We start from the raw sequence: 21,979 nt of genomic DNA, 5'->3' as shown, positions 1-21,979 counted from the left end.
TGGCCTCGACTCAGCAGGGCATAGTCGCGTTTTTGCGCGCGTAGCACCACCAGGTGATCGCGATGCAGCTGACATAAAAGCCGATAAACGCCCACAGCGCCGCGTCGGGGCTGCCCGTCAACGCGATCGAAGTGCCGTAGCTTTTCGGGATAAAGAAGGCGCCATACGCGGCCACGGCGGAGGTAAAGCCCAACACGGCCGCGCCTTCCTTGTTGGCGTCGACGATCGCCTGCTCCTGCACCGCCTTTGGCTTGCCGGCGCTGGCGCGCTGGTGCTCGGTCAAAAAGATCACGGGGATCATGCGGAAGGTCGACGCATTGCCGATGCCGGTGCCGGCAAACAGCACCATGAACATCCAGAAAAAGCCTGAGAAGCTGCCGCCCAGGCCCGCTTGCGGCATAAAGTACAGCACGCCCAGCACGGCGGCGATCATCAGGTAGAACGACCACAGGGTGACGCGCGCGCCGCCCAGTTTGTCGGCAATCACGCCACCGGCCACGCGCGACAAGGCGCCGACCAGGGGGCCCAGGAAGGCGTAATCGAGCGGATTGACGTCCGGGAACTGGATCTTGATCAGCAGCGGAAACGCGGCCGAGTAACCGATGAAGGAGCCGAAGGTGCCCGTGTACAGCCAGCACATCAGCCAGTTGTGCTTGCGCCTGAAGATCACCGCCTGCTCGGAAAACGAGGCCTTGGCCGAGGCCAGGTCATTCATGCCGAACCAGGCCAGCAAGGTCGACAGCGCAATGAACGGCACCCAGATAAAGCCGGCGTTCTGCAGCCACATCTGTTTGGTGGCGCCGGCCTTGGCCCATGTCAGCGACTCGCCGCCCCAGGCGCCAAACACCGCCATGGTGATCACCAGCGGCACCACGAACTGCACCACCGACACGCCCAGGTTGCCCAGGCCCGCATTCATGCCCAGTGCGAAGCCCTTGCTCGCTTTCGGGTAAAAGAAGCTGATATTGGCCATCGACGAGGCGAAATTGCCGCCGCCGAAGCCGCACAGCAGCGCCAGCACCAGCATGGTCGGGTAGCCCGTATTCACGTCCTGCACGGCAAAGCCGATGCCGATGGCAGGAATCAGCAGCGAACCGGTGGAAATGGCCGTCCAGCGGCGGCCACCGAAGATGGGCACCATGAACGAATAAAAGATGCGCAGGGTGGCGCCGGACAGGCCCGGCAAGGCGGTCAGCCAGAACAGCTGGTTGTTACTGTAGGTGAAGCCGATATTGGGCAGGTTGACCACCACCACGCTCCACACCATCCACACGGCGAACGCCAGCAGCAGCGCGGGGATCGAGATCCACAGATTGCGCCCGGCCGTGGCCTTGCCGGTCTGTTGCCAGAAACTGGGGGTTTCAGGCTCCCAGGTATTGATCATGTATTTGCTCATGCTGTGACTCCTGCGGATTGATGAATGGTTGCCGCGCGTTGCGGCTTGAACGAGAAATGCATCCAGACGAGGGACACGCAGACGGTGCCATACAGGAGCATGAAGGCGCTCGAGCGCACGCCCGTGAAATCGACCAGGGCGCCGAACAGCACTGGCAGCACGAAGCCGCCGAGGCCACCGGCCAGGCCCACCACGCCCGAGACGGCGCCGATATTGTCGGAAAAATCGTCGCCGATGAACTTGAAGACGGAGGCTTTGCCGACCGCCATGGCGATGCCGACCACGAACAGCAGCACGGTGAACAGCACCGGCGACAGGCCGACATGGAAGGCCAGCGGGCCGGTGACGGTTTCGATCACCATCTGGGTCTGCGGATACGACAGCAGGAAGAAGCACACCCAGCACACCCACATCACGGCCCACGTCACTTTCGCCGCGCCGTATTTGTCCGAGACCCAGCCGCCCAGCGCGCGCAGCACGCCACCGGGCAGCGAAAAGCAGGCCGCCAGCAGCGCCGCGTGTTTCAGGTCAAAGCCGTATTCGGCCACGTAGTACTTGGTCATCCACAGCGCCAGCGCCACATAGCCGCCGAACACCACCGAGTAGTACTGGCAGTAGCGCCATACGCGCGGATCTTTCAACACGCGCATCTGCGACGTAAAACTTTCGCCCGACGGCGCCAGGTGTGATTTGTCGGTAAAGGAAAACAGCCAGAAGAGGATGGCCGTGGCCAGCATGGCCACCGCATACACCTTGGGCAGCATCTGCCAGCCGAAGGCGGCGACGATGCCGGGCGCGACGAACTTGGTCAGCGCCGAGCCCGAATTCCCCGCGCCGAAAATGCCCATCGCCAGCCCGCGCCGCTCCTTTTCATACCAGCGCGCCACGTACGGCGTGCCGACCGAGAACGAGCCGCCGGCCAGGCCGACGAACATGCCCAGCACCAGGAAATGCCAGTAGGCGGTGGCATACGAAATCAGCCAGATCGGCACCACGCTGGCAAGCATCAGCAGGAAGAACACGCGCCGCCCGCCGTATTTGTCGGTCCAGATCCCCAGCGGCACGCGCACCAGGGAGCCGGTCAGCACCGGCATGGCGGCCAGCAGGCCGAATTCGGTCTCGCTCAGGCCCAGGCTGGCCTTGATCGGGATGCCCAGCACGGCAAACATCATCCAGACCGCAAAGCAGATGGTGAAGGCGAAGGTACTGCCGGCCAGCACGGACAGCTGCTTGCGCCGGATGCCAGGTTGATTGCTACTACTGTTATTGTTGGTGCCATCTAAGGTAGCCACGATGCTTCTCCATGAATGCACTGGCCGTCTGGCCAGCCGTCCCGACCAGCTTACGTGCCAGCCGCCCGCGGCACTATCGGCCACAGGGTGGTTTTGGCAAGGCAATCTGAATAGAGAGGTCGGCAGAAGTGACTAGGCAACCTGGCGCTGCAGGCGGGCAAGGAGAAGAAAGCCATGACGGGCACGCAGGGCGTCCCGTGCCGGGAAAAGCAATCAGGACGAGCGCATCGGCTGCTCGAAGCGCAGGTGGATGAATTCGGCCGGGTGGACCAGCGCGACGGCGATGCTGACGCGCAGGGTGCCCTGCACGATGTCGTCGCCCGTCATGGTGCTCCCCAGGCCGGCCTCGACACGGAAGGCGTCGCCTGCGCTGGCGCCCGGCAAGGCGCCGTTCTGCCACTGCGCGGTGAGGAAGGCGGCGATCATGACGCGCAGCGACTGCCAGGTATGGGCGTCGTTGGGCAGGGATGCATGGGCCGCCATGGCCGCCTTGATCGACTGTCCCAGCATGATGGCGGCGCGCCGCACCGGGACGTAGCGAAAGTCGTCGCTGTTGCCGTCCATCGTGCGCGCGCCCCAGACATGCAAGCCGCCCTCTGGAAAGCTGCGGATGACATTGACGGCCTTGCCGTCCGGCGGCAGGTTCAGTTCTTCGTGGTCTTGCTGCGAAATCTCTTCGACCGGTGCCACGGCGCCGACGATGCCGGTATTGGCGGGCGCCCGCCACACGCCCTGCTGCGCATCGGTGCGCGCGTACACGCCGGCCATTGCGGCGCCCGGCGGCAGCTGGTTGGCCAGCGCCAGCAGCAGCGCCGCCAGCCGGTAGTACAAGGGACTGGCTGTCAATAATGTGCGGTGCGTGTCAGCCACCAGCGTGGCGCGCTGCCGCTGGTCGGCCGGAATGCGGCGTCCAATGGCATGGAACAGCGCCGTGAGCGCCGCGCTGGCATCTGGTGAAGGCGGTGGCGACTGCCTGGCCAGCTCCTGCAGCAGCGCCCCGGACAGCAGCGCCAGCGACGCGTCGTCGAGATTGTCCCAGGTGATGCTCAAGGGATCGAGCAGATTGAAATGCAGCCACGGATAATAGGCGGCGCCAAAGCCGAGAAAACTGCCGTGCAGCGACGCGCGCAAGCCATGGCGGCTGCCCGAGATGATATCGTCCTCCACGTGCCTGGTGCGTGGCTGGCCGCCACCGTAGACATCGATCAGCACCATCCGGTCTTGCATGGCGCCGCAATGGTCGAGCAATGCCTGCCATACCGCATGACACGCGTCACTGCTAGCGAGCAGCGTGGCATCCGGCGCCACGATCAGGCCGACGCCAGCCACCTTGCTCAAGCCATCAATCAGGTCCAGGAAGTCTTCTTTCCGCTTGCCGCGCGCAATCGCCTGCGCATGCGTGCCGGCCGACTGCACATAGGCCGGGCCGCCGCCATTGTCGAAGTAGGACCGCAAACCGTGGTAGAGAAAAAAACGCGCCTGGTCGTGGTGCGTCGGCAGCAGTTCCAGCGTGCCCTGCTCGACGTGGAGCGAAAATAGCGGTGCGTGCGGGCCACCGAACTGCTGCTCGAACTGCCTGATCGACTCGACCAGTACCGGCCCCTCGGCCGTATCCTTGCCCGGCTTTGCCGTATAACCGAGGAACAGGGCCATGCCGGTGGCGGCTGCCACCAGCGAATCGGGCAGCGTATTGGCTTCCACGACATACCCAACCGGCGTCTTCAATGGCATCGCTGCTCCCTGTGGCATTCAGAATGAGCGGCCATTCTATGCCGGGCGCCGCTTTTTTTCACGCAGTATCTGGCGTACCCAAAATCCTGGTTCCCATGACATATGGCCGGCCGGGGCAATTCACGCTATGCTGGCCGCTCTTTCACCACCCTGAAAACCTGCACATGGATTACCTGAGTCTCAAGCATTTCCACATGGGCTGCGCCGCCGCCAGCGGCGCCCTGTTCCTCTTGCGCGGCGCCTGGATGCTGCGCGCCTCGCCCGCGCTGCAGCAGCGCTGGGTAAAAATCGCGCCGCACCTGATCGACACGGCGCTGCTGGTCAGCGCCATCACCCTGGCCGTATGGAGCGGCCAGTCGCCAGGCAAACATCCCTGGCTGATGGCCAAGCTGTGCGCGCTGGTGGCATATATCGTGCTGGGCACCATCGCCCTCAAGCGCGGCAAGACGCTGGCCGTGCGCGCCACCGCCTTTGTCGCCGCGCTGCTGGTGTTTGCCTATATCGTGGCGGTGGCCGTGACCAGGCAGCCCTGGCCACTGCAAGCACTGTAAACAGCGTCAGAACGCGTAACGCAGCGCGACGCTGGCGTTGCGCGGCGCGCCCCAGTAGGCCTGGTTGTACATGCCGACCTGGCTGTAATAGCGCTTGTCGAACAGGTTGTTGATATTCGCCTGCAGCGACAGGCGGCGCGAGATATCATATTTCGCCATCAGGCTGGCCACCGCGTGGCCGCCCTGGCCCACCGTTTCCAGGCCATTCGGCCCGGTCGCTTCGCGCCAGGCCGCGCTTTGCCAGTTGACGCCGCCGCCCAGCGACAAGGCCTGCCAGGCGCCATCGAGGCGATAGCTGGTAAACACACGCGCCAGCGTCCGCGGCACATAGCTGTTCAGGCGTGCGCCGGTATTGTCCTCGGCCTGGGCATGCGACACGCTGGCCGACAGATGCCAGCCGCGCGCCAGCTCGCCCGACAGCTCGAGCTCGGCGCCGCGGCTGGTGGCGCCGTCGGCCGCGTAATACGCCTGCGTCAGCGAGTTGCCGACAAAGTGGCCCGTGTCTTCCTGCGCCAGGCCGTCCTGCACGATGCGGAACACGGCCAGCGCCGCATTGAGCCTGCCGCCGAAGTATTCGCCTTTCACGCCCGCTTCCAGATTCTTGCCCTGCACCGGGTCGAGGTAGCGGCCCAGGCGGTCCTGGTTGCCCTGCGGCTTGAAGATCTTGCTGTAGCTGGCGTACAGCGAATGCCGCCGGTCGATCTCCCACACCAGGCCCGCATACGGCGTGACGGCGTGCTTGGCGTACGCGTAGTTGCCGCCCCAGTCGTCGATATGGTCGGCCTTGTAGCGGCTGTAGCGCGCGCCGAGTATGAGTTTGACCGGATCGGCCAGCGAAAAGCGCGCGGTGCCGTAAATACCGCGCTGCCGCACCGTGTCGAGCAGCTTCCAGCGATAAAAATTCGGGTCGTTCCAGTCCGGCTCCGGCGCCACGCCCTGCCATTGATAAAAATTGCCGTAGTCGACGCTGCCGCCCGAGTTGCCCGGATTGCTGGCGAACTGCTTGCTGCCCGAAACGCCCAGCGCCAGGTCGTGCCTGCGGCCCAACAGTTCAAACGGGCCCTGCACATAGGCGTCGACGCTGTCCTGGCGTCGCGTGCCACGGTACTGGCCCGGACTGCCAAGCATGCCCTGGCCCGTCAGCTTGTCAGGCCAGGTATAGGCAAAGGATTCGGCGGCCGCATAATCTCCCCAGCCGTGATTGAGCATGGCGGTCAGGTTCCAGCCGCCGCCCAGCTCCTGCTCCAGGCGCATGAACGCCGTCTGGCTGACGCTGTACCAGCGGCTCCAGGTGGCGGCCGTGGTGGCCGAACGCGGCCAGGTGGCGCGCTCGCCATCGGCGTACCACAGCGGCAGGCCGCCATACATGCCGCCGCGCGGACGGTTGTCCTGGTACTCATAGCCGGCGATCAGCACGCTGCCTGGCGCCAGGTCCGCTTCCACGGTGGCGTAGGCCATCGCTTTCTTGCCGTGGTACAGGTCGACATACGATTCGGCATCCTGGTAGCTGGCCACCACGCGGCCGCGCACGCGCCCGTCGGCGCTCAGAGGCGCCGACAGGTCGGCGCTGGCGCGCGCATTGTTCCACGAGCCCAGGCTCAGCGCCGCCACGCCGGCCAGTTCGGTCGACGAGGCGCGCTTGCGCACCAGGTTGACGGTGGCCGACGGCTCGCCCGCGCCCGTCAGCAGGCCGGTGGCGCCGCGCACGATCTCGACCCGGTCATAGGCCGTCATGTCGAGCGTGCTGTCGCCGACGTTATAGGCGTTGTCGACCGTGGTGGGAATGCCGTCGTACTGGTAGCTGGCGATCGAAAAGCCGCGCGCAAAGAACGAGGTGCGGTCGCTGTCGTAGCGGTTGACGGCGACGCCGGCCGCGTTCTGCAGCACCTCTTCCACCGTTTGCAGGTTCTGGTCGTCCATCTGCTGGCGCGTGATCACGCCGACGGCTTGCGGCGTGTCGCGCACCGACAGGCCCAGGCGCGTGGCCGAACGCATGCTGCGGGTGGTGTAGGAGCCGCTGCCTTCCGTCACGCCGCTGTCATCGGCGACGGCGGTGATGGTGGTCTCCGGCATGGCCTGGCCCAGCGTCGCGGGCGCCGCCGCCAGCACATAGCCGCCATTGGCTTGCGCCACGGCGCGCAGGCCGGAGCCAGCAAGGATGGCGCTCAAGGCTTCGGCCGTGCCATGGCTGCCGGCCACGCCGGCGCTGCGCTTGCCCGCCACGCTGGCGGCCTGGTAGGAAATCATGGTGCCGGTCTCCTGGCCAAAGCGCACCAGCACCTGTTCCAGGGGACCGGACGGAATGGCCAGCGGCGCACGCGCGGCCGCCACGGGACCGGCCGCATGGGCCACCGGTGCAAAGCCTGCGGCCAGCAGCCACAGGGCCTGGCTGACGGCGACGGCCGCCAGCGTGCGGCGGATGGAAGGTATTTGAGTGATGGACATAAGCGATTTTCCTGGTAATGAAAGGGTTTCACTACCTGTGCCACGCGAAAATCGAAAAACCCTCACCTTTTTAAAAATATTGTCAGGAAGCTGGCCGGTGCGGCACCACCGTCACCCAGTAGCGCGTGGTCTGGCGCACATCGACCGGCAAGGTGCGGGTCAGCATGTCGAGTACCTGGCCGGTGTCGGCCAGCGGATAAATGCCGGAGACCGGCAAATGCGCGATGGCCGGGTCGCAAGCCAGGCGCCCGGGACGGTAGCGCGCCAGTTCGGCCACGAAATTCGACAGCGGCATCTCGTGCGCCACCAGCATGCCGGTGGTCCAGGCGTCGGCGCCGGCAGGCAGGGCTTCGAGGGCGCCGATCTGTTCGCGGGTAAAGCTGGCCTGTTCGCCGGCATGCACGCGGCGCGCTGCGCCAGCCAATTGTTCGGGGGCGATATCGACAGCGCCTTCGAACACGCCCAGGCGCGTGTGCCCCGCGTCCTGGCGTACCGCAAAGCGCGTGCCGACCGGCCGCAAGCTGCCCTGCGCCGTCCGTACCACGAAGGGGCGTTGCGCGCGGTCCGGCGCGGTGGCCACCATGATCTCGCCGCCGCGCACGGTGAGCTGCCGTTGTCGCGCGTCGAACCGCACGTCGATGGCGGTGCTGGTACCGAGCGTGACGCGGGTGCCGTCATCGAGCACGATCTGGCGCAGTTCTCCTGTGCCGGTGCGGTAGTCCGCCAGCCAGATCGTCGCCTGCCGGTCGCCCCCGGCCAGCCAGCCGGCCGTGCCCAGGCCAAACACCGCCAGCAAGGCCAGCGACTGGCGGCGCGTGACCCGCGCCTCTTCTCGCGCCCGGGCATGCAGCGGCGCGCGCGCCAGGGTGCCATGCGCCAGCGGCGCCGGTAAGGAGCGCAGACGCGCCATGCAGCCTTCCACATGCTGCCAGGCCAGCTCATTGCCGGGGTCTTGTTCGCGCCAGCGCCGCCAGGCGGCATCCACCTCGGGCGGCACCTCGCCGGCCTGCAGCCGCACCAGCCATTCGACCGCTTCCAGGCTGGCCGCTTCGGACGCCTGCGCGCCGCTCATGCGGGCGGCCCGGCAAAAAAGCACTGGTGCATCGCTTTCACCAGGTAGCGCTGCACGGTGGCCAGCGACACGTCGAGCGCGACGGCGATCTCCGCCTGCGGCATGCCGTCCAGCTGCGACAGCAAAAACGCGCGGCGTACCGGCGCCGGCAGGCCGTCGAGACGGCGGTCGATATCGAACAGGGTTTCGAGCAGGATGGCCTGCGCCTCCGGATCGGGCGCCAGCTGCGGCGGCAGGGCCGCCAGCGTTTCCAGATAGGCCGCTTCCAGGTCGCGCCGCCGGTACAGATTGCCCAGCACGCCCTTGGCCACGGTGGTGAGGAAAGCGCGCGGCTCGCGCGCACCGACCGCTTCGTCGCGCGCGAGCAGGCGCATGAAGGTGTCGTGCGCCACGTCGGCCGCATCGAAAGCATTGCCGATCTTGTGGCGCAGCCAGCCCTGCAGCCAGCGATGATGGTTCTGGTACAGGCCGCCCACCTCCTGGTGAACGTCGCTCTGGGCTGGCGGCACGGCGTATCCTCGTTCAAACAATAATGATTCGCATTCTAACTGGCCCGGTGCGGGACGTGCAACCACGCCGTTTCAATCACCGTACGGCGTGGCAGGCGGGACACAGCCGCCTTGCCATGCGAGCGGGCACGCGGCTATAATTGAGAATAATTCGCATTCACAAATCATCGCACATGCCGGCAGCTGCTCCCACCATCGCCACCCTCTACAGCGACCATCACGGCTGGCTGCAAGGCTGGTTGCGGGGCAAGCTGGGCAACGCCAGCCAGGCGGCCGACCTGGCGCATGACACCTATGTGCGGCTGCTGCAGTCGCGCCGCGCCGATTTTGGCGCCCAGCCGCGCGCCTTTTTGACGCATGTCGCCAAGGGCCTGCTGATCGACCACTGGTGCCGCCAGGAGGTCGAGCGCGCCTACCTCGACACCATCGCCCTGCTGCCCGAAGCGCAATCGCCCTCGCCCGAAACGCGCTTGCTGGTGCTGGAAACGCTGTATCGGGTGGAAGCCATGCTGCGCGCCATGCCGGCGCAAACGCGCGAGATTTTCCTCATGGCGCAGCTCGATGAACTGAGCTACCAGCAGATCGCCGACCGGCGCCGCACGTCGCTGGCCACCGTCAAGCGCCATATGCGCGCCGCTTTCCTGGCCTGCATGGCGGCCGCATGACCACCTCGGCGCCGTCGATGGACTTGCTCGGTGAAGCGGCCGACTGGCTGGTATGCTTCCAGTCCGGCGAGATGACCGAACGCGAACGCGCCCGGTTCGAGCGCTGGCGCGCCAGCAGCCCGCTGCATGCGGCCGCCTGGCAGCGGGCCGAAGCCGTGCTGGGCGACTTCGCCGCGCTGCCACCGGACACCGCGCGCCAGACCCTGTCGCGCCTGAAAGCGCCGCGCCGCCGCCAGGCGATGCAGGTACTGGGCCTGATGCTGGCGGCGGCGCCGGCCAGCTGGCTGGCCTGGCGCGAGCTGCCATCCTGGACCGCCGACCTGCGCACCGCCACCGGCGAACAGCGCACCATCGAGCTTGCCGACGGCACGCGGCTGGTGCTCAATACGGCCAGCGCGGTCGACGTGCGCTACGCCGCCGAAGCGCGCCTGCTGCATCTGCTGGCCGGCGAAATCCTCGTCACCAACGGCCGCGATCAGCGTCACTTGCCGCCCCTGATCGTTCAATCAGAGCATGGTGCCATGCGCGCACGCGATACGCCCAAGCTGCGCTTTGCCGTGCGCCTGCTGGCCCGTGCCACGCGGCTGTCCGTGTTCGACGGCGCGCTGGCCGTCACGCCAGCGCGCGCCGCCACCACTGTCACCGCCACCGCCAGGGCCGGCCAGGAACTGGAGTTCACCAGCGGTGCGGTGGGCGAGGCGCACGCCGTGCAGCCGAGTGCCGCGCTATGGGAAAAAGGCATGCTGGTGGCCAAGGACATGCGCCTGGCGGCCTTGCTCGATGAACTGGCGCGCTACCGGCGCGGCATCGTGCGTTGCGACCCTGCGATCGCCAATCTGCGCGTCTCGGGCGCGTTTCCAGTACACGACTTCGAGCGCAGCCTGGGCCTGCTGCGCCAGACGCTGGGACTGCAGACGAGCAGCGTGGGGCCGTACTGGATCACCGTCCAGCGTCCGCCTGAAACATAGTCTGCTTTGCAGTGACACCTTTTTCATCCTCGTCCGGTGTACCGGATGACAGCGCATCAGTAACGCGCCGCATCCCTCCCACCGAACAAAGGAAATCATGTCACCGCACCCGCAACGCCGCTTCCCCCGATTGACACCTCTCGCCATGCACCTGGCCATCGCCGGCCTGCTGGCGGGCGCACCGCTCCATATGGCCCAGGCGGCACCGGCGCCTGCCGCCAGCATCCAGACCTACGCCATCGCCGCCGGCAAGCTCGGCGACGTGCTGGCCGACTTTGCCGCCACCGCCGGCGTGCCGCTGTCGTTCGAGCCGGCGCAGCTGGGCGCGGCGCGCAGCGCGGGCCTGCACGGCAGCTTTACGGTAGCGGCGGGCTTCGCGCAACTGCTGGCCGGCAGCGGCCTGGAAGCGGTCGATGTGGGCAATGGCGCATATGCGCTGCGCAAGGCAGGCGTTTCACCTGCCGCTGCCGGCACGCAGACCCTGCCCGGCATCGCCGTCACCGCCAGTGTCGACCGTCCGGCCAGCACCGAAGGCAGCGGGTCGTACACCACGCGGGCCATGGGCACGGCCAGCAAGCTGACCCTGTCGGCGCGCGAAACGCCGCAGTCGGTCGGCGTGGTCACGCGCCAGCAACTGGACGACCGGGGCTTCCAGTCGCTCGACGAAGCGGTGCAGGACGCCACCGGCATCACCACGCGCCAGATCGGCGGCGGCGAGCGCACCCAGTTTTTTTCGCGCGGCTTCGCGGTCAACAACTTCATGCTCGACGGCGTGCCGGTCGCCTTCGACCAGGACACCATGGGCCTGGCCACCATGGCCATGGTCGACCATGTGGAAGTGCTGCGCGGCGCGGCAGGCATCGTCACCGGCACCGGCAATCCGTCCGGCACCATCAACCTGGTGCGCAAGCGCCCGGGCGCCACGCCGCAGGTGCTGGTCAACGCCAGCGCGGGCAGCTGGGACAATTACCGCGCCGAGCTTGACGCCGGCGGCGCCCTGAATGCGTCGGGCAGCGTGCGCGGGCGCGCGGTGCTGGCGGCGCAGGATAGCGACACCTTCAAAAAGGCCTACCGCCATGAACGCCGGCTGGCCTACGGTACCCTCGATATCGACCTGGCGCCCGGCACGGTGCTCAGCGTGGGCGCCTATGCCAGCCGCGAAGACAATCCGGGCGCCGACTGGAATGGCCTGCCCACGCGCCGCGACGGCAGCTTTTATCCGTTTTCGCGCTCCGCCCGCATGACGCCCGATTGGGCATACTGGAACAAGGACAACCGCAGCGCCTTTGCGGAACTCGACCATCAGCTCGCTGGCGGCTGGCGCACGCGCGTCACGGCGCGCGCGCTGGAAACGAAGATGGCGATGCTGGGCACCTATCTGTATCCGCTGGAAGACTCCAGCAACTTCGGCCAGGGCGTGGGCAAGTATGCATACAAAAAGACCCAGCTGAGCGTGGACGCCTACGCCAGCGGCCCTTTCCGGCTGTTCGGCCGCACGCATGAACTGGTGGTCGGCGGCAGCTACCGCCGCAACCGTGAAAACGACGGCCCAGGCGGCTGGCCCGCCGACTACGACGTCACGGTCGATCCGCTGACCTGGAATTCCAGCACCGTGCCGCAGCCCGCCATCGACTACCTGTGGTCGCGCAAGGGCAAGCAGGCCGAAACCGGCCTGTACGCGACGGCGCGCTTGCAACTGGCCGATCCGCTGACCGCCATGCTGGGCGCGCGCGTCGACTCCTGGCACTACCGCATGCACCTGACCTCGGGCACCTGGCAGGACGACAGCGGCTATGAAGTCCGGCGCGAAGTGACGCCGTACGCGGGCCTGGTGTACCAGCTCGACGCACGGCACTCGGCCTATGCCAGCTGGACCAGCGTCTTCCAGCCGCAAAATTACCAGGCGGCCGGCGGCGCGCTGCTGGACCCTGTCACCGGCAGCAATGCCGAAGCGGGCGTCAAGGGCGAGTATTTTGGCGGCGCCCTGACGGCCAGCGCGGCCCTGTTCCAGATCGAACAGAAAAACCTGCCGCTGCAACTGGCGCAGCAAACCTGCCGCAACCAGGCCACATCGTGCTACCGGCAGGCCGGCGAAGTGCGCAGCCGCGGCGCGGAGTTCGAACTAGCCGGCGCGCTGTCACGCGACTGGCAGGTGCTGGCCGGCTATACCTGGAACACCAGCGCCTATGTGCACGATGCGGACGCCGGCAAGGCCGGTGCGCGCTACGACACGCAAACCCCGCGCCACCTGTTCAAGCTGTCGACCAGCTACCGCCTGCCCGGCGGCCTGTCCGATTGGAAGCTGGGCGGCTCGCTGCGCACGCGCAGCGCCATCAGCGCCACCTACAGTGGCGTGACGGTGCGCCAGGGCGGCATGAGCCTGCTCGACCTGATGGCCTCGTGGCAGGCCAGCCGCCAGCTGTCGCTGCAGCTGAATGTGTACAACGTGTTCGACAAATATTATTACCAGGCCGTCGGCAGCACGCAGGACAACAACCACTTCGGCGCGCCGGTCAATGTGCTGCTGTCGGCGAAGTACGCTTTTTAATATAGTATCCGGATACGGGCGGCGCGCGCACCGAAGCGGGCAGCGGCGCCGCCCGCACGCACCTATGCTGGCCTTTCAGCTCGATATGAAAGGCCGCCATGACGCAGCAAACCGACTCACCTTTTTCTCCACTCCTTTTTCCTGCCTCCTCCGCACGCAGCCGTCCCCTGTGGCTGATCGCCCTGCTCTACCAGGCCCAGGGCATGCCGATCGGCCTGGCTTTCCAGGCCTATCCCGTGTTGCTGCGCCAGGGCGGCGCGCCGCTGGACATGATCGCCCTGGTGCCTTTGGCCAGCCTGCCATGGGCCTTCAAGTTCTGCTGGTCGCCGCTGGTGGAAAATCGCTGGCTGGCCGGCGTGGGCCGGCGCCGCAGCTGGATACTGCCGATGCAGCTGCTGCTGGCCGCCAGTCTGGCCGCGATGGCCTTCCAGCCGTTTGACGCACAACACGCGCCTGCGCTGCTGTGGCTGATCGCGGTGGCCTCGCTGGCCAGCGCCACGCAGGATATCGCCACCGATGGGCTGGCGGCCGACGTGCTGCACGGCAGCGGCATCACCCATGTCAACGCGCTGCAGGTGGGCTGCTTCATGCTGGGCATGCTGCTGGGCGGGCCGGCCGTGCTGGCGGCGGTGGCCACGGTGGGCCAGCAGGCGGCCATGCTGGCGCTGGCTGGCGCCGCGGTCCTGTGCGGCCTACCTGTATGGCGCTGGCGCGAAGGCCCCCCGATGGCAACCGCTCGCCACGCCTCGCTGCGCGGTTTTTTTCGCCGTCCGCAGGCGCTGCGCCTGATGGTGGCCGGCATGCTGGCCACATTGACAGGATCGGTGCTGTTCGGCCTGGCCAAGCTGGTGCTGGTCGATGCCGGCTGGAGCACCAATGGCATCGCCGCCCTGTCCGGCGTGGCCAACTCGGTGATGGTGCTGGCCGGCTGCGCGCTGGCCGCCGTGCTGATGCGGCGGCTGGCGCGCTGGACGGCGCTGCTGGCCGGCCTGCTGGTGCTGGCCGGGGCCAGCGCGCTATGGCTGCTGATCGGCAACGACCCGCATGGCGCCAGTACACAGCTGGTGTGGCTGGCCACCGCCCTGATCGGCATCGGCATCGGCGTGACCAGCGTCTGCCTGTACACGCTGCTGATGCGCCACGCCCAGCTGGGCGATCAGCCGGCCACCGATTTTTCCATCTTCCAGAGCACGCAAACCCTGGGCGAGATCGTGGTCGCCTCGGCCGCCACGGCGCTGGCCGCGCGCGCCGGCTACGGCGCCGGCATGCTGGTCGGCGCCGCCAGCGCGCTGCTGGCCATCGCCATGCTGCTGTGGGTACGGCGCGGCGCCACCACACTGGAGAGCACGGATGACTGAAACGCCCCGGCAACTGATGCGCCGCCTGCTGCGCGGCCACCAGCGCCGTCTGGCGCTGGCCATCACCCTGGCCGCGCTCGCGGCCGGCGCCGAACTGTGGCCCTGCTGGCTGCTGGGAAAGGCCGCCGGCGTGGCCGTGCAGGCCCCGGGCGCCGCTGACGCCTTGCTGGCCCTGGCCGGCTGGCTGGCACTGGCACTGGCGCTCAAGTACGCGCTCTACAGCGCGGCCTATTATTTCAGCCATGTCGCCGCCTTCCAGGTGCTGCTCGACACACGGCGCCAGCTGGTGCGGCAACTGGCGGGCGTGCCGCTGCGCTGGCTCAATGGCGCCGGCAGTGGCGAGCTGAAACGGCTGGTGCTGCAGGACGTGGACCGGCTCGATCAGTTCATCGCCCACCATACGGTGGAACTGACGGCGGCGCTGGCCAGTCCGCTGCTGGTGGCCGGCCTGCTGGCGGCGCTCGACTGGCGCCTGGCGCTGGCCGCGCTGGCCACCGTGCCGTTCGCGCTGCTGCTGCAAACGCTGATGATGCGCGGCCTGGGCGGCCATCTGGCGGCATTCAATACGGCGCTCGACGAGCTGCACGGCGCCACCATCGAATATGTGCGCAGCATGCCCGTCATGAAGGCCTGCCGCCAGGATGCCCGCTCCTTTGCGCGCATGCGCGACAGCCTGCAGGCATATGAATCGCTGATGAGCGGCATCACGCGCCTGACGGTACCCGGCTGGTCGGCCTTCATGGTACTGTTGAGCGCCAATATCGTCACCCTGCTGCCCACCGGCTTGTACCTGTTCGATGCGGGCGCCATCAGCCTGCCGCAGCTGGTACTGGCGCTGGTGCTCGGCTCCGGCATGCTCAAGCCCCTGTTCAAGGTGGTCAGGGTGTCGTCGGAGTGGCGTGAAATCGAGGCCAGCCTGGCGCGCATCGGACGCTTGCCAGCCCTGCCGCCGGCGGCACCCGGTGCCACGCCGGCCACGCTGGCGCAGGCGCCGGACGTGCGCCTCGAACACGTCAGCTTCTCTCATGAAGCGTCACCGTTGCTGTCCGGCTTCAGCCTGCATCTGCCTGCCGGCGCCATGACGGCGCTGGTGGGTCCCTCGGGTGCGGGCAAGAGCACGGTGGCGGCCCTGCTGGCCGGCCTGCTGCAGCCCACATCCGGGCGCATCCTGGCCGGCGGCGTGGACCTGGCCGCGCTGGACGACACCGCACGCACCGCGCTGGTCGCGCTGGCAACGCAGGAGGCCTTTCTGTTTCGCGGCAGCCTGCTCGACAATCTGCGCCTGGGCCGGCCAACGGCGAGCGACGTGGAAGTGCGCGAGGCGCTGCGCGTGGCCCAGGTGCTGGACTGCGTCGATGCGCTGCCGGACGGCTGGCACAGCCATGTCGAGGAACGCGGCGTGCGCCTCTCCGGCGGCGAGCGCCAGCGCATCGCGATTGCCCGCGCGCTGCTGGCCGCCACGCCCATCCTGCTGCTCGACGAAGCGACAGCATTTGCCGACAGCCGCACCGAACTGCGCTTTTACCAGGCCCTGCGCGCCAGCTACCCGCGGCAAACGGTGCTGGTCATCGCGCACCGCCTGGCCAGCGTCGCGGGCGCCAGCCAGATCCTCGTGATGGATGGCGGCCGCCTGGTCGCCAGCGGCACGCATGGCGCGCTGCTGCGGGACTGCCAGTTGTACCGCCAATTGTGGCAACGCCAGTTCGACAGCGAACGATGGCACATCAACGGAGACGCTGCCCATGTCTGTCACTGAGATGCTCAGGCGCGTGATACGCCGCAGCGGACGCACGCCGCGCCGCATGCTGCTGGGCCTGGCCCTGCGCGTGCTCGAACGCGCGTTCGCCATCGCCCCCTTTTTTGCCGCCTGGTGGTGGCTGGCCGACCTGGCGGCCACCGGCCAGCTGCGCTCATTGCCCCTGCTTTGCCTGCTGCTGGCCGGCCTGCTGGGCGCCCAGCTGTTGTTTTCCTACTGGGGACAGTTGCACTGCTTCCTGGGCAGTTACGCACTGATGAAAGGCTACCGCGAACAGGCGCTGGGCCACTTGAGCCGCCTGCGGCTGGCTGCAGTGCAAGGGCGGCGCAGCGGCGAACTGGCGTCGCTGCTGACGGACGATGTCAAGCGGGTGGAGGATATTTTCACGCACCTGGTCGGCGAACTGGTGGCCGCCTGCGCCGTGCCGCTGCTGTACCTGGCGGTGCTGCTGCTGGCCGACTGGCGCCTTGCCGCCACGCTGGCGCTGACGTTTCCGCTGGCGCTGTGGCTGCTCAACCTGGCGCGGCGCCGCTTTGCCGCCGCCGGCCGCCACAAGCAGGAACTGCAGCGGGAGACAGCGGGCATGCTGGTGGAATTCATCGGCGGCCTGCGCACCTTGCGCCTGTACGGCCGCGCCGCACAGTGGGTCGGGCGCCTCGACGCGCGCTTTGCCCGGCTGCGCAACGCCAGCCTGGGCGTGGAGGCCTGGGGCGCCGGCCCGATCCAGGCCTACCGCTACACGGTGGAGCTGAGCCTGGTGCTATTGCTGCTGGCGGCGGCATGGCTGGCCGGCCACGATGCGCCAACGCAGCGGCACTGGCTGCTGTTCGTGCTGGTGGCCTATAAACTGATCGATCCGCTGCACGATATCGCCGCCCATTTGTCGGAACTGCGCTTCATGGCCCTGTCCGAAGCGCGCCTCGAAGCGCTGCTGGCCGAAGCGCCCATGCCGCAGGGCGAGGCGGTGCTTGCGCCCGGCAACCACGCACTGCGTTTCGACGGCGTGGGCCTGCGCTACGAAGGCAGCGCGGCCTGGGCCTTGCGCGATATCCGCCTGGAGGCGGCGCCGGGCACGGTGACGGCCATCGTCGGCCCGTCCGGCGCCGGCAAGAGCAGCCTGCTGCACCTGCTGGCCCGCTTCGACGATCCACAGGAAGGCGCGATTTTCCTGGGCGGCACGGACCTGCGCGCGCTGGGCAGCGAGCGCCTGTACCAGCAGCTCAGCTTTGTATTCCAGGAGGTGCAGCTGTTCGACGGCACGGTGCTCGACAATGTGCGCATCGGCCGCCCCGGCGCCAGCGACGAGGAAGTGATGGCTGCCTGCCGCGACGCGTATTGCGACGCCTTCGTACAACGACTGCCACAGGGCTACCACAGCCGCATCGGCGAGAACGGCCAGCGCCTGTCCGGCGGCGAGCGCCAGCGTCTGTCGATCGCCCGCGCCCTGCTGAAAGACGCGCCGCTGCTGCTGCTCGACGAAGCGACGGCCTCGGTCGATCAGCAAGCCCGGCATGAAATCGAACAGGCGCTGGCGCGGCTGGCGCGAGGACGCACCGTGATCATGATCGCCCACCGCCTGCGGACCGTGCGCCATGCGGACCAGATCCTGGTGCTGGACGCGGGCCGCATCGTCGAGCGGGGCTGCCATGCGGCGCTGCTGGCACAGGATGGATTGTATGCTGAACTGTGGCAAGCGCAGCAATCCTAGAACGCCGGCTCAGGCCAGCATGCCGCGCCTGGCCTGGCTGGGCAGCACGCCATGCTGCTTGCGGAATGCCGCGCTGAAGTGGCTCATGTTGCTGTAGCCAAGCATGGCCGCCGTGTCACTGACGCCGTGCCGGTCCAGCAGCGCCTTGGCGCGGCCCATGCGCTCTCGCTGGAACAGGGCGTAGATGCTGAGGCCGAACATGGCCTTGAAGCCGCGTTTCAGCTTCAGCTGGTTCAGACCGACCTCGCGCGACAGCTGCTCGATGGTCGGCGGATCGCTGAGGTCGGCCAGCAGCCGCTCGTGCGCGGCGCGCAGCAGCTTCTGTTCGCGCGCCGATGGCTGGGCCGCGCCGTCATCACTGCCCTGCAGTGCCTGCAGGTTCCAGGCCAGGAACTCCAGCGTGGCCGCATGTACCAGCAGGCGCGACGGCTGCGGGCAACTCAGCAGCTGTTCCAGCTTCAGGGCCGCCTCCCGCGCGCGCGCGTGGCCACCTTGCTGGTGCAGGAAGCCCGCGCCTTGCAGGCGCTCGCCCACGCCGCCGTATTCGTCGCCGGCCAGCTGGCTCAGGATATCGGGACGGATGCGCAGCTCCACGTTGCCATAGCCGACAGGGTAGAAATTGAGCTGGAAGCGTTCGCCCGGCGCGCAACTGGCCACCAGGCTGTTGGCATGCAACTGGCGCGGTTCGCGTCCCACGCCGCCCTGCACCGCCACCTCCGTCATGCCGCGCAACTGGCAGCTGAAATGCAGGTGGTCGCTGTCATTGACGGTCGCCACCTGGAATGCCTGCTGCGGCCGCAAGGAGACCAGCGACACGGCCAGGCCCTCCCGCACGTCGACGGTGCGCACCAGCGTGCCGGGCGGATGGGCCACGCCGGCGGGCGGCCCGTCAAAGAATTCGGACGATTTCAGTTCATACATTGCATCCCCTGTGAGCTTGCCATGCGATGGTGCATCGCCACATTTTAATGATAATGATTCCTATTTACAATGCAAACCTGACGCCAGATGAAAGAGTCCCGCTTCGGACGTTGGCGGACCGGATCGGGGCGGCGCGCGCCGGAGGTGCTGATTACCATGGATTCTTCTTTCACTTCCGCCAACAAGGAAACCATGTCCGCACCCCTCCCTCCCCGGCTGACCCTGTGCCTGCTGCTCGCCGCCCCCGCCTTCGCGCTGGCGCAATCGTCGCCGGGCGATGATGACGCCACTTTGCCGTCGGTGCTGGTCAGCGCCAGCAAGGCCGGCCGCAGCGTGATGCAGACGCCGGCCAGCGTCAACGTGCTCGGCGGCGACGCCATCGAGCAGGCCCACCTGGAAACCTTGGGCGAGGTGGCGCAGCAGTTGCCGAATGTGTATCTGACCAATTTCACGCGCAGTACGCCGTCGCTGACGATACGCGGGCTGGGCTTTTCCGACGACGAATCGGACAGCACCAGCACCAGCGTGATGCTCGACGGCGTACCCATCTACAGCATGGTGCTGGGCCAGCTGTTCGACCTGGAACAGCTCGAGGTGCTGCGCGGCCCGCAATCGACGCTGTACGGCCAGAGCAGCATGGGCGGCGTGGTGGCGCTGCGCTCACGCGATCCGGGCCGGATATTGGGCGGCAACGCGCAGCTCGATATCGGCAGCGGCCAGCGGCGCCGCGCCAGCCTGGCGATGGACGTTCCGCTGGGCGAGAAATCGGCCGTGCGCATCGCCGCCGGCGGCGAGTCGGCCGACGGCTTTATCGATAATCCGCGCCTGGGGCGCAGCGACACGGGCGGCTGGGACAGTGCCTTTGCACGCATCAAGCTGCTGCACCGCGACGACGCGGGCGGCACCTGGCGCCTGGGCCTGCATCACGCCAACATGCGCGGCGGCAACGACTACTTTGCGGCAGCACCGGACGCGCGCGAGCACCGCTCGCAAGCGGGCGACGCGGGTACCAACAACGTCAAATACACCTTGCTGTCGGGCGAATATGCGCGCGCGCTGGCCGGCAACACGCGGCTGGCCGTCACGGCCGGCGCCAGCCAGAGTGAATGGAATTACTGGCTGCCCCGCTCCACCTTCCAGGCGCGCACCGGCTACGACATGAAGAACGTGCAATGGAGCCTGGAAGCGCGCCTGTCGGGCGGCGAAGGCCGGCTCGACTGGCTGGCCGGCGTGTTCGGCGCGCATATCACGCGCGATTCGCCGTACGACTTCGATTCCATGCCCTATTACCTGAGCGGCACCACGGCCGGCGTGAAAGGCAGCAGCGCCGCCGCATTCGGCGAGCTGGGCTGGAAACTGGCGCCAGCCTGGCGCCTGGCCGGCGCATTGCGCCTGCAGCACGACAGGCGCAAGCTGGACTGGAGCAGCCGCCAGGCCGGCCTGTTCGACAGCGACGGCGACGGCATGCCCGATACGCCGTTCGACGCCACCACCGTCGTCAATGATGCGAAAGCGCGCGATACGGTGGCCCTGCCGCGCCTGACGCTGGAGTTCACACCCGATGGCGCGCAATTCGGCTGGCTGACCGTGGCGCGCGGCTACAAGGCATCCGGCTTCAACCTGTATGCGACGGCACCCGACGCGGCCGGCACCGCCTACCGGCCCGAATACGGCAACCATGTGGAACTGGGCTACCGCCTGCGCGGCGAACGGCGCGCCTGGGAACTGGCCGCCACCGTCTACCACACGCGCCTGCGCGACCAGCAGGTGACGGTGACGGACACCAACGGCCAGAGCCGCATCGACAACGCAGGACGCTCGCACAGCCAGGGCCTGGAACTGACGGGCCTGCTGCGCCCCGCGCCCACGCTGACCCTGAATGCATTTGCCGCCATCGCCCACGCCGAATACGACGAATACCGCAAGGGCGCGGTCGATTACGCGGGCCAGCAGTTCGCCAATACGCCGCGCCACAGCGTGGGCGCCGGGCTGCAATGGCAGCCCGCACCGCAGTGGGAACTGGGCGCCACCGTCACGCGCCAGGGCAAGTCCAACCTGTACCCGGCCAGCACCACCGTCAACCCGGCATACACCATGAGCAACGCCCACCTGGACTACCACGCAGGCAAATGGACCTTGGGCGTGTATGGCAACAACCTGGCCGACGCGCGCTACTTTACGCGCGCGCTGGCCAACAATATCGTGGTCGCCAGCGCACCGCGCACCTGGGGCGTGCGCGCCAGACGCGCGTTCTAAGTAATCGTCAGGAAATTATTGTGAAGTTATGACGAACAGAACCGGATGCTATGCAAGGCGTCAACTGCGACGCAGTGCGAGCACTGCTAGCAGTTGGCAACACAGCAGAGCGCCGGTTATGGAAGTCAGAAATCACAAGAATTTATTGGGGGTTACTTGGGCGCATGCGGTGGCGTGCGTGCAGGCCGCCAGCCGGGGAAAATCAGTGATAGCATTTGCCACGTTCTCAATCAATATTGCCCACCTTGGCCGCTCCGGCCATCGGCAAACACTTGAAAGGCAACCATGCTCTTGTCCGAACTGCTGACCCGCCTGACCTGCGGCGACCTCGAAGGCGAGGAACTCGATGACGCCGTCGCCGCCATCACCAATGCGCCCGCCAACGCCGACGAAGAGTGGGTGACCAGCGATGCACACGCGTACGCGCTGGAGATCATCGACCAGCTGGGCGGCTATATCGCCTCGAGCGACAAGATCGACGAGCTGCATGAGCAGATCCAGGAGATGTTCGACGAATTTCCCGACTTTCCTTACGAACTGGTCGAGGATCATGAGCGTGGCGTGCTGCCCTATTACGAATGGCTCGATGGCGAACTGGCGCAGCGCGCGGTGGAAGAAGGCGGCTATGACCTGATCTGGATCGAGGGTTCCGGTACCGACAATATGGATGCGCTGATCGTGTACCGGCGCGATACCGCCGACATCATCCAGGCCGCCGCCCTGATGGGCGTGACGATAGCGCGGCCGCTGGCGTATTTTCGGGGTGTGCAGGCGCAGGTGGATGCAAACAAGGCGCGGTAACG

General features: G+C 67.3%; 16 protein-coding genes. 9 read left to right on the top strand and 7 right to left on the bottom strand.

Going from position 1 to position 21,979, the window contains the following annotated elements; genetic code table 11:
- Positions 1–10: 10 nt before the first annotated feature.
- The 3 genes from Q8L25_RS19295 to Q8L25_RS19285 form a co-directional block, all read right to left on the bottom strand.
- A complete protein-coding gene (locus tag Q8L25_RS19295; protein ID WP_308920914.1) occupies positions 11–1,396 on the bottom strand; it encodes a NarK family nitrate/nitrite MFS transporter in 1,386 nt (461 codons plus the stop codon).
- A complete protein-coding gene (locus Q8L25_RS19290) occupies positions 1,393–2,568 on the bottom strand; it encodes a nitrate/nitrite transporter (RefSeq protein WP_374694318.1) in 1,176 nt (391 codons plus the stop codon). The genes Q8L25_RS19295 and Q8L25_RS19290 overlap by 4 nt, the downstream gene beginning before the upstream one ends.
- 333 nt (positions 2,569–2,901) lie before the next feature.
- Positions 2,902–4,419: a phage tail sheath subtilisin-like domain-containing protein gene (locus Q8L25_RS19285; RefSeq protein WP_308920913.1), complete on the bottom strand. Its 1,518-nt coding sequence runs from the start codon at positions 4,417–4,419 to the stop codon at positions 2,902–2,904.
- Positions 4,420–4,583: 164 nt separating this feature from the next.
- Between Q8L25_RS19285 and Q8L25_RS19280 the strand changes: the two genes are divergently transcribed.
- Positions 4,584–4,970: a SirB2 family protein gene (locus Q8L25_RS19280; protein WP_308920912.1), complete on the top strand. Its 387-nt coding sequence runs from the start codon at positions 4,584–4,586 to the stop codon at positions 4,968–4,970.
- Positions 4,971–4,976: 6 nt separating this feature from the next.
- On the opposite strand, the gene Q8L25_RS19275 is transcribed toward Q8L25_RS19280, so the two are convergent.
- The 3 genes from Q8L25_RS19275 to Q8L25_RS19265 all read right to left on the bottom strand — a co-directional run bounded on the left by Q8L25_RS19275 (position 4,977) and on the right by Q8L25_RS19265 (position 8,996).
- Complete coding sequence (locus tag Q8L25_RS19275; protein ID WP_308920911.1) at positions 4,977–7,415, bottom strand: TonB-dependent siderophore receptor; 2,439 nt, start codon at positions 7,413–7,415, stop codon at positions 4,977–4,979.
- Positions 7,416–7,497: 82 nt separating this feature from the next.
- Complete coding sequence (locus Q8L25_RS19270; protein ID WP_308920910.1) at positions 7,498–8,487, bottom strand: FecR domain-containing protein; 990 nt, start codon at positions 8,485–8,487, stop codon at positions 7,498–7,500.
- Positions 8,484–8,996 (bottom strand): sigma-70 family RNA polymerase sigma factor, encoded by a 513-nt coding sequence (locus Q8L25_RS19265; RefSeq protein ID WP_308920909.1) that lies wholly within the window; start codon positions 8,994–8,996, stop codon positions 8,484–8,486. Before Q8L25_RS19265 ends, Q8L25_RS19270 begins: the two co-directional genes overlap by 4 nt.
- A 173-nt stretch (positions 8,997–9,169) precedes the next feature.
- Here Q8L25_RS19265 and Q8L25_RS19260 point away from each other — a divergent pair, with 173 nt between their 5' ends.
- From Q8L25_RS19260 to Q8L25_RS19235, 6 genes are all read left to right on the top strand, one after another.
- Positions 9,170–9,661: a sigma-70 family RNA polymerase sigma factor gene (locus Q8L25_RS19260; protein WP_308920908.1), complete on the top strand. Its 492-nt coding sequence runs from the start codon at positions 9,170–9,172 to the stop codon at positions 9,659–9,661.
- Positions 9,658–10,629, top strand: coding sequence for a FecR domain-containing protein (locus Q8L25_RS19255; RefSeq protein ID WP_308920907.1), 972 nt, complete (start codon positions 9,658–9,660; stop codon positions 10,627–10,629). The genes Q8L25_RS19260 and Q8L25_RS19255 overlap by 4 nt, the downstream gene beginning before the upstream one ends.
- 97 nt (positions 10,630–10,726) lie before the next feature.
- The gene (locus tag Q8L25_RS19250) at positions 10,727–13,177 is read left to right on the top strand and encodes a TonB-dependent siderophore receptor (RefSeq protein ID WP_308920906.1); all 2,451 of its coding nucleotides are present in this window, start codon (positions 10,727–10,729) and stop codon (positions 13,175–13,177) included.
- Between the two features lie 98 nt (positions 13,178–13,275).
- Positions 13,276–14,535: an MFS transporter gene (locus Q8L25_RS19245; protein ID WP_308920905.1), complete on the top strand. Its 1,260-nt coding sequence runs from the start codon at positions 13,276–13,278 to the stop codon at positions 14,533–14,535.
- Positions 14,528–16,291: an ABC transporter ATP-binding protein gene (locus Q8L25_RS19240; protein WP_308920904.1), complete on the top strand. Its 1,764-nt coding sequence runs from the start codon at positions 14,528–14,530 to the stop codon at positions 16,289–16,291. Before Q8L25_RS19245 ends, Q8L25_RS19240 begins: the two co-directional genes overlap by 8 nt.
- Complete coding sequence (locus Q8L25_RS19235; RefSeq protein WP_308920903.1) at positions 16,278–17,999, top strand: ABC transporter ATP-binding protein; 1,722 nt, start codon at positions 16,278–16,280, stop codon at positions 17,997–17,999. The genes Q8L25_RS19240 and Q8L25_RS19235 overlap by 14 nt, the downstream gene beginning before the upstream one ends.
- Positions 18,000–18,008: 9 nt before the next feature.
- On the opposite strand, the gene Q8L25_RS19230 is transcribed toward Q8L25_RS19235, so the two are convergent.
- Positions 18,009–18,920 carry an AraC family transcriptional regulator gene (locus Q8L25_RS19230; protein ID WP_308920902.1) on the bottom strand — a complete coding sequence of 304 codons (912 nt, stop codon included), beginning with the start codon at positions 18,918–18,920 and terminating at the stop codon, positions 18,009–18,011.
- A gap of 192 nt (positions 18,921–19,112) precedes the next feature.
- Here Q8L25_RS19230 and Q8L25_RS19225 point away from each other — a divergent pair, with 192 nt between their 5' ends.
- The gene (locus tag Q8L25_RS19225) at positions 19,113–21,176 is read left to right on the top strand and encodes a TonB-dependent receptor domain-containing protein (protein WP_308920901.1); all 2,064 of its coding nucleotides are present in this window, start codon (positions 19,113–19,115) and stop codon (positions 21,174–21,176) included.
- A 285-nt stretch (positions 21,177–21,461) separates the two neighbouring features.
- Positions 21,462–21,977, top strand: coding sequence for a hypothetical protein (locus Q8L25_RS19220; protein WP_308920900.1), 516 nt, complete (start codon positions 21,462–21,464; stop codon positions 21,975–21,977).
- The last annotated feature ends 2 nt before the right edge of the window (positions 21,978–21,979 follow it).

This window comes from Janthinobacterium sp. J1-1, from assembly GCF_030944405.1.
In the GTDB taxonomy this organism is placed as follows: Bacteria; Pseudomonadota; Gammaproteobacteria; order Burkholderiales; family Burkholderiaceae_D; genus Janthinobacterium.
The sequence above is the reverse complement of the archived record's forward strand: the minus strand, read 5'-3'. Positions and strand labels throughout refer to the sequence as shown.